This window comes from Thioalkalivibrio sp. ALE19, assembly GCF_000428605.1.
Classification (GTDB): domain Bacteria; phylum Pseudomonadota; class Gammaproteobacteria; order Ectothiorhodospirales; family Ectothiorhodospiraceae; genus Thioalkalivibrio.
Genome location: NZ_AUAG01000019.1, coordinates 55,454 through 67,707 on the forward strand (window position 1 = coordinate 55,454; position 12,254 = coordinate 67,707).

11 protein-coding genes are annotated in these 12,254 nt (G+C 69.7%); 2 read left to right on the forward strand and 9 right to left on the reverse strand.

The genetic code is table 11. The features are described from left to right. Window positions 1-513 carry an LPS assembly lipoprotein LptE gene (gene lptE / locus F787_RS0108540; protein ID WP_018870646.1) on the reverse strand — a complete coding sequence of 171 codons (513 nt, stop codon included), beginning with the start codon at window positions 511-513 and terminating at the stop codon, window positions 1-3. Further along, on the reverse strand, window positions 510-3,101 hold the full coding sequence (gene leuS, locus F787_RS0108545; protein WP_028491912.1) for a leucine--tRNA ligase: 2,592 nt from the start codon (window positions 3,099-3,101) through the stop codon (window positions 510-512). The genes lptE and leuS overlap by 4 nt, the downstream gene beginning before the upstream one ends. 189 nt (window positions 3,102-3,290) lie before the next feature. Here leuS and F787_RS0108550 point away from each other — a divergent pair, with 189 nt between their 5' ends. Together F787_RS0108550 and F787_RS0108555 are read left to right on the forward strand one after the other, a co-directional pair. Beyond that, a complete protein-coding gene (locus tag F787_RS0108550; protein WP_028491913.1) occupies window positions 3,291-4,133 on the forward strand; it encodes a DUF2189 domain-containing protein in 843 nt (280 codons plus the stop codon). Between the two features lie 190 nt (window positions 4,134-4,323). Next, a complete protein-coding gene (locus F787_RS0108555) occupies window positions 4,324-4,893 on the forward strand; it encodes a zinc ribbon-containing protein (RefSeq protein ID WP_018870649.1) in 570 nt (189 codons plus the stop codon). 63 nt (window positions 4,894-4,956) lie between these two features. On the opposite strand, the gene lnt is transcribed toward F787_RS0108555, so the two are convergent. From lnt to F787_RS0108590, 7 genes are all read right to left on the reverse strand, one after another. Next, window positions 4,957-6,471: an apolipoprotein N-acyltransferase gene (gene lnt, locus F787_RS0108560; protein ID WP_028491914.1), complete on the reverse strand. Its 1,515-nt coding sequence runs from the start codon at window positions 6,469-6,471 to the stop codon at window positions 4,957-4,959. Next, window positions 6,471-7,382, reverse strand: a complete 912-nt coding sequence (locus tag F787_RS0108565) for an HlyC/CorC family transporter (protein ID WP_019021405.1) — start codon at window positions 7,380-7,382, stop codon at window positions 6,471-6,473. Before F787_RS0108565 ends, lnt begins: the two co-directional genes overlap by 1 nt. Continuing rightward, window positions 7,372-7,878: an rRNA maturation RNase YbeY gene (ybeY, locus tag F787_RS0108570; protein WP_019569265.1), complete on the reverse strand. Its 507-nt coding sequence runs from the start codon at window positions 7,876-7,878 to the stop codon at window positions 7,372-7,374. Before ybeY ends, F787_RS0108565 begins: the two co-directional genes overlap by 11 nt. Further along, on the reverse strand, window positions 7,868-8,839 hold the full coding sequence (locus F787_RS0108575; RefSeq protein WP_028491915.1) for a PhoH family protein: 972 nt from the start codon (window positions 8,837-8,839) through the stop codon (window positions 7,868-7,870). The genes ybeY and F787_RS0108575 overlap by 11 nt, the downstream gene beginning before the upstream one ends. A gap of 7 nt (window positions 8,840-8,846) precedes the next feature. Continuing rightward, the gene (miaB, locus tag F787_RS0108580; RefSeq protein ID WP_019021407.1) at window positions 8,847-10,199 is read right to left on the reverse strand and encodes a tRNA (N6-isopentenyl adenosine(37)-C2)-methylthiotransferase MiaB; all 1,353 of its coding nucleotides are present in this window, start codon (window positions 10,197-10,199) and stop codon (window positions 8,847-8,849) included. A gap of 31 nt (window positions 10,200-10,230) precedes the next feature. Then, a complete protein-coding gene (gene ssb / locus F787_RS0108585; protein WP_028491916.1) occupies window positions 10,231-10,722 on the reverse strand; it encodes a single-stranded DNA-binding protein in 492 nt (163 codons plus the stop codon). Window positions 10,723-10,836: 114 nt separating this feature from the next. Next, a complete protein-coding gene (locus F787_RS0108590) occupies window positions 10,837-12,207 on the reverse strand; it encodes an MFS transporter (RefSeq protein WP_028491917.1) in 1,371 nt (456 codons plus the stop codon). Window positions 12,208-12,254 lie beyond the last annotated feature (47 nt).

Below are 12,254 nucleotides of genomic sequence, written 5' to 3' on the forward strand. Positions count from 1 at the left end.
TCAGTCACCGTCCTCGCGGGTCAGCGCCCGCACCCGACGCTGCAGCAGGGCGACCAGATCGCGGTTCATGGTGGCCCGCAGGTCCTCCTCGCGCTCCGAGCGGCTGAGTACGGCGGTCTCGTCATAGACGTAAGTGCGCGACGCACGCAGCGGTTCGAGGTCCATCGCTTCACCATCGGCCGGGCGCAGACGCACGCGCAGACTGCGGGTCAGTTCGTACTCGCTGACCCGCGCCTGATCGGACACCGACAGCGCGCGCCGCGAATCGTCCACCGAGCGGATCTCCAGGGTCGCGCCCCGCTCTTCCGGGCGCTCGTCCACGATCTCGATCCCGGAGGCACGCAGGCCCCGGGCCAGTTCCTGGTACAGCGAGTCGCGCGGCTGCAGGCCGCGGATCTCCACCGGGTCCAGTTCCGCCGGCCAGCCCCCGGTGCCGCGCAGCTGGAACCCGCAGGCGGCCAGCGAGGCCGTCAGCACGAGCACCGCCAGCAGACGCGGCAGGAACCGGGTCATTGCGGCTTGACCACGAAATTCACCAGGCGTCCGGGGACCACGATCACCTTCACGATGCCCTGCCCCTCGAGATGGCGCTGGACGTTTTCGTCCTCCCGCGCGATACGCTCCACGCTCTCGCGGTCCGCGCCGGCCGGTACCGCGATCTCCGCGCGGCGCTTGCCATTGACCTGCACCGCCAGGGTCTCGCGGGCGGCCTGACGGGCGGCCTCGTCGACCTGCGGCCAGCGGGTATCGGCCACCAGCCCGTCATGGCCCAGCGCCTCCCACAGCACCTGGGTCACGTGCGGAATGATCGGAGCCAGCATGCGTACGATACCTTCGAGCACCTCCTGGCGGACCGCGATGGCGCCCTCGGCATCCTCCGGCAGCCGCCCGAGCTCGTTCAGCAGCTCCATGTTCGCCGCGACTGCGGTATTGAAGGTCTGGCGCCGACCGATGTCGTCGGTGACCTTGGCGATGGTGTCGTGCAACTTGCGCCGCAGCTCGGCCGCCGGTTCGGACAGGTTTTCGGGATCCAGCGGCGACGCCGCCGGGCCTCCGACATGTTCGCGCACCGTGCGCCACAGGCGGCGGATAAAACGCTGCGCGCCCTCCACGCCGGAGTCGGACCATTCCAGCGACAGGTCCGGCGGGGCGGCGAACATGGTGAACAGCCGCGCGGTGTCGGCCCCGAAGCGCTCGATCAGCGCCTGCGGGTCCACGCCGTTGTTCTTCGACTTGGACATCTTCTCCATGCCGCCGATCGCCACCGGCTGCCCGTCTTCGCGATGGCGTGCGGCCTTCACCGAACCATCCTCCGCGCGTTCCAGTTCCACGTCGGCGGGGTTGATCCAGTCCTTCCCGCCATCGCCGCGGTCGCGGTAGAAGGTGGGCGCCACCACCATGCCCTGGGTCAGCAGCCGGGTGAACGGCTCGTCGGAGCCCACCAGCCCCTCGTCGCGCAGCAATTTATGGAAGAAGCGCGCATACAGCAGGTGCAGTACCGCGTGCTCGATGCCGCCGACATACTGATCCACCGGCAGCCAGTGATCGGCGCGCTCGTCGAGCATCGCCGTGTCGTTGTCGGCGCAGGCGTAGCGGGCGAAGTACCAGCTGGACTCGAAGAAGGTGTCGAAGGTATCGGTCTCGCGCCGTGCCGGCTTGCCGCATTGCGGGCAGGTCGCCTCGTAGAATTCCGGCATGCGCGCCAGCGGCGAGCCGGCCCCGTCCGGGATCACGTCCTCCGGCAGGCGCACGGGCAGATCCTCTTCCGGCACCGGCACCGCCCCGCAGTCGTCGCAGTGGATCACCGGGATCGGGCAGCCCCAGTAGCGCTGGCGCGAGATACCCCAGTCGCGCAGACGGTAGTTGCGCCGGCGCCGGCCCAGTCCGGCCTGCTCCAGATGATCGGCGATCGCGGCCTTCGCGGCCTCCGAGTCCTGCCCGGTGAAATCTCCCGAGTTCACCAGCACGCCGGGTTCGGTGAACGCGGCGACCTGCACGTCGCACTCGCCCCCGTCGGCCGGGGCGATCACCTGGCGGATCGGCAGGCCATATTGCGTCGCGAACTCGTGGTCGCGCTCGTCGTGTGCCGGCACCGCCATCACCGCGCCGGTGCCGTATTCCATCAGCACGAAGTTGGCGACCCACACCGGGATGTCTTCGCCGGTCAGCGGGTGGCGGGCGGTGAAGCCCAGCGCGCGGCCCTTCTTCTCCATTGTGGCCAGGTCCGCCTCGGCCACCCCGCCCTGGCCGCACTCGTCCACGAACGCAGCCAGTTCCGGATCGTTCTGCGCCAGCGCCTGCACCGTGGGGTGCTCCGGCGCGAGCGCCATGTAGCTGACGCCGAACAGGGTGTCCGGGCGCGTGGTGAACACGTTCAGCGGCTCGCCGCCTTCCACCGCGAACTCCAGCTCCACACCCTCGGAACGCCCGATCCAGTTGCGCTGCATGGTGCGCACCTGATCCGGCCAGCCGTCCAGGTCGTCCAGGGCCTCCAGCAGCTCGTCGGCGTAGTCGGTGATGCGCAGGAACCACTGCGGCAGCTCGCGGCGCTCGACCGGCGCGCCGGAGCGCCAGCCGCGCCCCTCGATCACCTGCTCGTTGGCGAGCACGGTCTGGTCGACCGGATCCCAGTTCACGGTGGCCCGGGCACGGTAGACCAGGCCCTTCTTCAGCAGGCGCACGAACAGCCACTGCTCCCAACGGTAATAATCGGCATCGCAGGTCGCGAACTCGCGCGACCAGTCATAGGCAAAGCCCAGGCGCTGGAGCTGGGTGCGCATCTGCTCGATGTTCTGGCGCGTCCATGTCGCCGGCGGCACATTGTTCTGCATCGCCGCGTTCTCCGCCGGCAGGCCGAAGGCGTCCCAGCCCATCGGCTGCAGCACGCTCCTGCCCTGCATGCGCTGGAACCGCGCGATCACGTCGCCGATGGTGTAGTTGCGCACATGCCCCATGTGCAGCTTGCCCGACGGGTACGGGAACATCGACAGGCAGTAGAAGGGTTCTCCCGCGGCATCTTCCCGCGCCCGGAAACAGCCGGTCTCGTCCCAGCGACGCTGGACCTCGGTCTCCACCTGTTCCGGGGAATAATGCTCCTGCATGGGCCTCACCTGTGCTGTTTGCCGCCGCGAACGAAGAACCGCGCAGAATACCAGTCACCCCGCCCCCCTTCCAGACAGTCCCGGATCTGCCGAATGGTTCCGTCGCGCGCAACCGCAACGCCGCGCACGGCCATCTAGACTTCAGGATACATACCCTTGACGCATCGACCGATGCGAAGGAGGTGCAGCATGATCTCCCTGATCCAGCGCCGTTATCCGGACGACCTTTCCGAAATCCGCCCCCGCCACGGGTACGAGGAGGCGACGCCCGGCGTACGCCGGATCGAGGCCGGCCGCCCGCTGCGCTGGCTGAGTGCCGGCTGGCACGACCTGCGGCATGCCCCGGCCGGACTGCTGCACGGCCTGATGGTGACCGCGATCGGAGCCGTCATCATGGGTGTGCTCTGGTCCTGGCCGTGGGCCGGGGTCGCCGCCCTCACGGGCTTCCTTCTGGTCGGACCTGTCCTCGCCACCGGCCTCAACGGCCTGGCCCGGAGCATCGAACGGGGCGAGACCGTCGGCCTGCGCTCGGGCTTCGGCGCGCTGGAGGCAACCGGCGGTGCCATCTGGGCCTTCGCCGCCCTGCTGGCCTCGATCTTCCTGGCCTGGACCGCCTTCGTGTGGCTGTGGATGGGGGTCCTCAACGTCGGCCACGCCGGACTCCTGGGCCCGCTGCACGAGGCCCTTCCGGTCCTGCTGGGCAGCACCAGCGGACTGATCTCGCTGGCCGGCCTGGTCGTCGCCGGTGCCGCTCTCGCGGTCGTGGTTCTGGCGCTCTCGGTGGTCACGATCCCGACCCTGCTGGACCGCCGGACCGGACTCATGACGGCGATGGGCACCAGCCTGAAGGCCCTGCGCACCAGCCCGGCCGCCACCCTGATCTGGGCCGCGCTGATCACCGTTCTGTTCGCAGTCTCGGTGGCCACCGCTCTGCTGGCCCTGATCGTCGTGTTCCCCTGGCTGGGCTACGCCATGTGGCACGCCTACCGCGACCTGGTCGAACCCCCGGAGGAGGCGGCTCCGACGACCTGACGCAGGCCCCGTTACCGGCGCTCGCGGAGGCGTCGGCGGGGAACGGGGGATCACTCCACGGGGCGCACGCCCGGGCGGGGGCTGCGCCCCGTTCTGCATACGGGCGACAGGAAGACCCGGCCGCGCGCCCGTTTCGGGGCATGCTCGTGCTAACGTACCTCCGAGCACCGATCAATCCGGAGTGATGCCGATGAGCGACAAGAACAGGAATCCCGAGGGCGGGCAGGAAGAGGACCAGCATGAACGCGAATCGCGCCTGAGCGATGCCTACCACCGCATGCTGCACGAGGTCACCGAAGACCTCGAGAAACTGGAGGAACGCACCGGCAAGGCCATCAGCCAGGCGCTCGAGGGCGCACGCGACCGGGTACATAATGCCACCGACCTGACGCGCGAAGAGGCCCACGAGGTGATGGAGTACCTGCAGCGCGACCTGCAGGACCTGGGTGCCTACATCGATGCGCGCAGCGAGGACTGGCGCAGCTGGCTGCGCATCGACATCGGCCTGATCGAGGCCAGCATCAAGAACGCCCTCGAGCGCATCGCCGATCGCACCCGGGTGGAGATCACCGAGCTGACGGCCCGCGCGCAGGTGATGGGCGAGTGGCACACCGGCGAGATCACCGGCCCGGGCGAACTGGTCTGCAAGCACTGCGGCCACCCGCTGCACATGGAAAGGGTCGGCCGCATTCCGCCCTGCGCGCAGTGTCACCACACGGCGTTTCGCCGCGGACCGCCGCCGGAGGCCGACGCCGGCTGAGATCCGCGGTGCCGGGGCAGCCCGGGTCGAGTGAACCCGAGTCGAGCAGACCCGGGGCGGCGGTCAGTCCCGGTCTTCGGCGCCGGCCCGCCGCCGACCGACCGCCGCGCCCAGCACCACCAGCACCAGTGCGGCCAGCACCGTGGGTCCCTCGCCCATCGCCGCCGCCGGGGTGATGCCGCTGCGTGGCCGGATCTCGCCGTGCACGGTAGCCGGTTCGAACAGGGGCGAAGCGTCGATCAGCCGGCCGTCGAAGTCGATCAGCGCGGACACCCCGGTATTGGTCGCGCGCAGCATCGGACGTCCGGTCTCCACCGCCCGCACCCGCGCGATCTGCAGATGCTGGGCCGGGGCCAGGCTGTCGCCGAACCACGCATCGTTGGACACGTTGACCAGGAAGCCCGCCTCGGGTAGGGCAGCGCGGATGTGCCGGGCATAGGCCGACTCGTAGCAGATGCTCGCCCCGGCGGTGCGCCCCGCCAGCGTGATCCGACCGTCATCCTCCCCCCGGGCCAGATCGGACATCGGGATCATCAGCAGCCGGTCGAGCCAGGCCAGCTGCTCACGCAGCGGGATGTACTCGCCGAACGGCACCAGCTGCCGCTTGTGGTAGGCCGCCCCGCCCGGGTAGGTCAGGATCGCGTTATGGATATCCCCGTCGCGGTGGCCGTCGAACAGCCCGGTCACCAGCTGCGCGTCCTCGCCCGGCAGCTCCGCGGCCACCTGTTCCAGCGCCCCGGCCACCTCGCCGGTCAGCGCGGGGATCGCGGTTTCCGGCCACACCACCAGATCCGCCGGCTCGGCCTGCGCGGTCAGCTCGCGGTACACCTCCAGCGAGTGCCGGATGCCGTCCGGGGCCCATTTGCGCTCCTGCTCGATGTTGCCCTGCACCAGCGTCGCGCTGACCGGCTCGCCGTCGGGCTCGGTCCACTGCAACGGCAGCAGGGCCGCGGAGACCACCACCACGCCCGCCACCAGACCCACGCCGATGCCGCGCGAACGCCGCCCGGCCGCCAGCACCAGTCCGGCGGCGATAAGTGCCACCATCAGGCTGGCCGCCAGCTCGCCACCCAGCGGCAGCCAGGACGCCAGCGGCGTCTCCAGCGTGGCATGGCCGAACAGCAGCCAGGGGAATCCGGAGAACAGCCAGGAACGTGCCAGTTCCAGCAGCACCAGCCCGCCGGCCAGGGCCAGCAGGCCCTCCATTCGGTGCAGCGGCAGAAAGCGCGCGGCCAGCGCACTCAACAATGCCGGGTACAGCGCCATCACCAGCACGAAGGCCACCGTGATCACGCTGGCGACCACCAGCGGGGCCTGCCCGAACACGAGCAGGCTGTTGAAGATCCAGGAGGTACCGGCGCCGAAGAAGCCGAGCCCGAACAGCCAGCCGAACCATGCGGCACGGCGTGGCCGCCCCTGCACCCGTACCAGCAGCCCGAACCACACCGCCAGCGCCAGCGGCGCGGCGGTGAACAGCCCCACCGGCGCGAACGCCAGCACCGCGAACGCGCCGGCCAGCAAGGCCAACAGGCCACCGACCCGGCGGCCGGTCAGGTCGGGCAGTGGCAGGCCGCGCATCACGGGACCTCCGTGCCGGATTCGCCGGGGCCGGACGACGCCGCCGGCCCTGCGGCGGGCTCGGCCAGACGCATCTCCACCAGGTGCAGCCGGCGATTGTCCGCACGCAGCACGCGAAACTGCATGCCATCCAGCTGCAGGGTCTCGCCGCGGTGCGGCACATGGGCAAAATGCGACAGCAGCAGCCCGCCCACGGTGTCGAAGGCATCCTCGTCGTAGGCCGTCTGGAAATAGGCGTTGAATTCGTCCAGCGGGGTCAGCGCCTTGATGGTGTAGCGCCCGCCGGGGTGCTGCATGATCTGGGTCAGATAGTCCTCGACATCGTGCTCGTCCTCGATCTCGCCGACGATCTGCTCCAGCACGTCCTCGATGGTCACCAGCCCGGCCACCCCGCCGTACTCATCGACCACGATGGCCATGTGATTGCGGCTCAGGCGGAATTCCTTCAGCAGTACGTTCAGGCGCTTGCTCTCGGGCACGAACACCGCCGGGCGCAGGATCTCCTGCATGTCGAACCCGGCGTCATCGGGATCCCCGAAGAAACGCAGCAGGTCCTTGGCCAGCAGGATCCCGACCACCTCGTCGCGATGGTCGCCAACCACCGGCAGGCGCGAATGGGCCGACGCCACCACGTCGGGCAGGAATTCCGACAGCGGGGCATCGCGCCGCACTACTTCCATCTGCGCACGCGGGATCATGATGTCGCGCACCTGCATGTCGGCGACATTGAGCACGCCCTCCAGCATGGTCAGCGCCTCGGGATCCAGCAGCTCGCGTTCCTGCGCCCCGCGCAGGGTCTCGACCAGCTCCCGCCGGCTGCGCGGCTCGCGCCGCAGACGGCGCAGCAGCGGCTCCAGCAGGCGCCGCCACAGCGACAACCCGCCAGTGGCGGCCCCGGGCTCAGGTGCCATGAACACTCCGTGCGCCGGCCGCGCACCGGGTCTCCGGCACGCGGTACGGGTCCGCAAGTCCGAGGCCGGCCAGGATCGCGGTTTCCAGGGCCTCCATCTCGGCCGCCTCGTCAGCGTCCTGATGATCGAACCCCTGCAGATGCAGCATCCCGTGCACCACCATGTGGGTGTAATGGTCGGCCACCGGCTTGCCCTGCTCGCGCGCTTCGCGCTGCAGCACCGGATCGCACAGCACGATATCGCCGAGACCGCCCGGGCCGGCCTCCGGCGGGAGCGGCATGTCCTCCGGCACCGGGAACGACAGCACGTTGGTGGCCCTGTCGCGACCACGAAAGGCCCGGTTCAGCTCGCGCCCCTCGTCGGCATCCACGATCCGCAGGGTCACGCCGGTCGTGGCCTGGCCGCGCCAGGCCGCGCGCGCGGCGGCATGCAGACGCCGCGCCGCGGGCACCCCGGCCCGCGGGACGGCATACTGCACCGCGACCTCAAGCGTCATCCCCACCCTCCTGTTCGTGCGCATCGTAGGCCTGCACGATGCGCTGCACCAGCGGATGCCGCACCACGTCCTCGCCGCGGAAGTGATGGATGCCCACGCCCTCCACGCCCTCGAGGATGCGGATCGCATGCCGCAGGCCGGAATGCTGCCCGCGCGGCAGGTCCACCTGGGTCACGTCGCCGTTGACCACCGCGGTCGAGCCGAAGCCGATGCGGGTGAGGAACATCTTCATCTGTTCGACGGTGGTGTTCTGCGCCTCGTCGAGGATGATGAAGGCCTCGTTCAGGGTGCGCCCGCGCATGTAGGCCAGCGGCGCGACCTCGATTACCTGGCGCTCCATCAGGCGCGCGGTCTGGTCGAATCCCATCAGCTCGTACAGGGCGTCATACATCGGCCGCAGGTAGGGGTCGATCTTCTGCGCCAGGTCCCCGGGCAGGAATCCCAGGCGCTCGCCGGCCTCCACCGCCGGGCGCACCAGTACCAGGCGCTGGACGCGGTCCTGCTCCAGCGCGGCCACCGCCGCGGCCACCGCGAGGAACGTCTTGCCGGTGCCTGCCGGGCCGATGCCGAAGGTCAGGTCGTTGCGACCGATCCCGGCGATATACCGCGACTGGCGCGGACCGCGCCCGCGGATCGCGGCACGTTTCAGCCGCAGCACCGGATCGGGCGTGTCGGATGAGCTGTCGGCCAGGGCCTCGACATTGGCTTCCTGCAGGGCGGTGTGGACCTGCTCCAGGGAGACCGGCTCCTCCTGCGCCATGCGATGCAGATCGTGGATCAGCGCACCGGCCGCATCCACCGCGGCGCTGGGCCCGGTGAGGTTGAAGCGCGGCCCCCGGTTGTGGACGGCGACGCCCAGGCGGTTCTCGATCAGACGCAGGTGGGCATCCAGCGGACCGGACAGGCGTGCCAGGGTCTCCTGGTCGCCCGGTTCCAGGGTGAAATCCAGTCGGTTTGCCATGCCGGGTTCAGGCGGTCGCGGCGGCGGCAACGGGTTCGACCACCCGGCGCCCGCGCAGGGAGTGGGCAAGGGCCTCGGTGATCTCCACCGGCACCATCTGCCCGATCAGGGACGGGTCGGCGGGGAAATTCACGATGCGGTTGTTGGCGGTGCGCCCGGCCAGCTCGTCCGGATTGCGCTTCGCCGGCCCCTCCACCAGTACCGGCTCGATACCCCCCACCATGGACTGGTTGCGCTCGCGGCCATGCCGCTCGATGACGGCCTGCAGCTCCGCCAGCCGTGCCTTCTTCACCGCCATGGGGACGTCGTCGGGCAGCGAGGCCGCCGGCGTACCCGGACGCGCGCTGTAGATAAAGCTGAAGGAAAAATCGAAGTGCAGTTCCTCGATCAGGTCCATGGTCGCCCGGTGATCGGCGTCGGTCTCGCCGGGGAAACCGACGATGAAGTCCGACGACAGGTCCAGCTCCGGGCGCGCCTCGCGCAGGCGACGGATCTTCGCCTTGTACTCGAGGATGGTGTGCCCGCGCTTCATCTGCGCCAGGATCCGGTCGGAACCGCTCTGCACCGGCAGATGCAGGTGGCTGACCAGCTTGGGTTCGTCGGCGAAGGCCTGGATCAGGGAGTCGGAGAACTCCACCGGATGCGAGGTGGTAAAGCGGATGCGCTCGATCCCGTCCACCGCCGCCACGTAGTGGATCAGCAGCGCGAGGTCGGCGGTGTCTCCGTCCTCCATCGGACCGCGATAGGCATTGACGTTCTGCCCCAGCAGGTTGATCTCCTTCACCCCCTGCTCGGCCAGCGCCACCACCTCGGCGATCACGTCGTCGAAGGGGCGCGAGATCTCGTCACCGCGGGTATAGGGCACCACGCAGAACGAACAGTACTTGGAACAGCCCTCCATCACCGAGACGAAGGCCGTGGGGCCCTCGGCCTGCGGTTCGGGCAGGCGGTCGAACTTCTCGATCTCGGGGAACGAGATGTCCACCACCGGGGCCCGCGCCCGCTGCGCCTCGCGGATCATCTCCGGCAGGCGGTGCAGGGTCTGCGGCCCGAACACCAGATCCACGTACGGCGCGCGCTGACGCAGGGCCTCGCCCTCCTGACTCGCCACACAGCCGCCGACCCCGATCACCATCCCCGGCCGGCGCTCCTTGATCGCGCGCCAGCGGCCCAGCAGCGAGAAGACCTTCTCCTGGGCCTTCTCGCGGATCGAACAGGTGTTCAGCAGCAGGACATCGGCCTGTTCGGGATCCTCGGTACGCTCCGCGCCGCCGTCCGCCTTCAGGGCGTCCAGCATGCGGTCGGAGTCGTACTCGTTCATCTGACAGCCGTGGGTCTGGATGTAGATCTTGCGGGTCATTGCGTGTCGGCCACCTCAGCTGATGTGCCTTTTAGAACGGGACGTCATCGTCATCGAAGGAGCCGCCCGGACCGGACGACGGGGAGGACGAACCGCCCCCGAAGCCGTCGCCACCGCCACCGGGGCCCGGGTCGTAACCGCCGCCGTAGCCACCACCGGCAGCGGCACCGCCGGCGCCACCGCCGCCGCGTCCACCGACCAGCTGCATGTCACTGGCGACGATCTCGGTGGTATAGCGATCCTGACCGTCCTGCCCCTGCCACTTGCGGGTCTGGATCCGGCCCTCGATGTACACCTGGGAGCCCTTGGACAGATACTGCGCGGCGATGTCGGCCAGACGACCGAACATCACGACCCGGTGCCATTCGGTGTTTTCGCGCCGCTCCCCGCTCTGCTTGTCGGTCCACTGCTCCGTGGTGGCCACGCGGAAGTTGGTGACGGTCGCCCCGCCGGGCGTTTCGCGCTTTTCGGGGTCGGCACCGAGGTTGCCGAGAATGATCGCCTTGTTGACTCCGCGGGCCATGGGAACTCCTTGTGTCGGGCACGGGTTAATCGAGTCGATAGTGTAGCAGGCGCTGACGGGCGCAACAGAACCCGTCCGCGTGACGCGGGTCACCGGGCGGTGCGGGCGCGGGCTTCACCCGGCCGGGCCGCGCTCCAGGCGTTCCCGCAGCGATCCGTCCGCCTGCACATCGGGATGCAGGCGCACATAAACCGAGCCTGCATCCGGCGACAGCGCGACCTCGGCCACGCCGGGACAGCCGCGCAGTTCGCTCAGCAGCCTCCCCGGCTGCCCCTCCCAGACCGTCGGCACCGCGAGCGTCCGGGTCACGTAATGCTCCGGGCTGCGCCCGCGGGCCAGCAGGAACCAGATCACCAGCGCCGGCACACTGGCCAGCAGGACCGCCACGGGCCCGACCAGACCCAGCAGCACCCCGCCCAGCGCGCCACCGGCAAAGATCCCGAGGAACTGGGCGGTCGCGAATCCGCCCATCGCGGTGCCCTTGTGGGCCAGCGGGGCTGCGCGCGACACCATCGCGGGCAACCCCGCCTCCAGCAGGTTGAAGGCCGCGAAAAAGCCGACCATCAACAGCGCCAGCCACCAAACGCCGCCGTCAAGATGGAAAGCCAGAGCCAGGCCGGTCTGCACGAGCACCAGCAGGGCGATCGCCAGCAGCAGCACGCCGTGCATGCGCCTGCGCCGCTCGCCGAGGATGACCCCCGGCAGCATCAACGCAAAGCCGGCCAGCAACACCGGCAGGTAGAAGGCCCAGTGTTCGGCCGCCGGCAGGCCGGCCCCCGCCACCAGGTACGTCGGCAGCACCAGAAAATTGGCCGCCAGCACCAGATGCAGGATGAAGATCCCCGCATTGAGCCGCGCGAGCTCCGGGTCCGCCAGCACCCGCGGCAGCATGGCCCATTGCGGGACCATGTCCGGATGCTGGCGCGTTCGACCCGGCGACGGGACCCACAACAGGAGGATCAGCAGTGCCAGCACCCCCAGCCCCGCCGCAACCAGGAAAATGCCGGAAAGACCGACGCCGCGATCGAGCAGCGGCCCCAGTGCCATCGAGACGGTGAACGTGAGCCCGATGGTCAGGCCGATCACCGCCAGCGCCCGGGTCCGGCGTTCCTCGGCGATCAGGTCGGCGGTCAGCGCCAGCACCACCGCGGCAACCGCACCCGCTCCCTGCAGGGCCCGGCCGAGGATGATCCCGTGGATATCCTCCGCAAGCCCCGCCACCAGGCTGCCGAGCACGAACAGGCCCAGGCCGGCCGCGATGAGCGGCTTGCGGCCGAGGCGATCGGAGAGCAGACCGAACGGAATCTGCAGGGCCGCCTGGGTCAGACCGTAGATCCCCAGCGCCAGCCCGGCGAGCAGCGGCGTGGCACCCGGGATGTCGTCGGCGTGCAGCATGAACACCGGCAGGATCAGGAACAGACCGGCCATGCGCACGCCGTAGATGGCCGCCAGTCCGGAGGTGGCTCGCAACTCGCGGGCATTCATGTGGTCAGGACTCCTGCATGGCACGCCGGTGAACGAACGCGGACGGG

Bases quoted from the DNA above. Each gene is read 5' to 3' on its own strand.
- miaB (WP_019021407.1), bottom strand. From the start codon at position 10,199: ATGACCCGCAAGATCTACATCCAGACCCACGGCTGTCAGATGAACGAG.
- F787_RS0108575 (WP_028491915.1), bottom strand. From the start codon at position 8,839: ATGGCAAACCGACTGGATTTCACCCTGGAACCGGGCGACCAGGAGACC.
- lptE (WP_018870646.1), bottom strand. From the start codon at position 513: ATGACCCGGTTCCTGCCGCGTCTGCTGGCGGTGCTCGTGCTGACGGCC.
- lnt (WP_028491914.1), bottom strand. From the start codon at position 6,471: ATGCGCGGCCTGCCACTGCCCGACCTGACCGGCCGCCGGGTCGGTGGC.
- F787_RS0108555 (WP_018870649.1), top strand. From the start codon at position 4,324: ATGAGCGACAAGAACAGGAATCCCGAGGGCGGGCAGGAAGAGGACCAG.
- F787_RS0108590 (WP_028491917.1), bottom strand. From the start codon at position 12,207: ATGAATGCCCGCGAGTTGCGAGCCACCTCCGGACTGGCGGCCATCTAC.
- ybeY (WP_019569265.1), bottom strand. From the start codon at position 7,878: ATGACGCTTGAGGTCGCGGTGCAGTATGCCGTCCCGCGGGCCGGGGTG.
- F787_RS0108565 (WP_019021405.1), bottom strand. From the start codon at position 7,382: ATGGCACCTGAGCCCGGGGCCGCCACTGGCGGGTTGTCGCTGTGGCGG.
- ssb (WP_028491916.1), bottom strand. From the start codon at position 10,722: ATGGCCCGCGGAGTCAACAAGGCGATCATTCTCGGCAACCTCGGTGCC.
- leuS (WP_028491912.1), bottom strand. From the start codon at position 3,101: ATGCAGGAGCATTATTCCCCGGAACAGGTGGAGACCGAGGTCCAGCGT.
- F787_RS0108550 (WP_028491913.1), top strand. From the start codon at position 3,291: ATGATCTCCCTGATCCAGCGCCGTTATCCGGACGACCTTTCCGAAATC.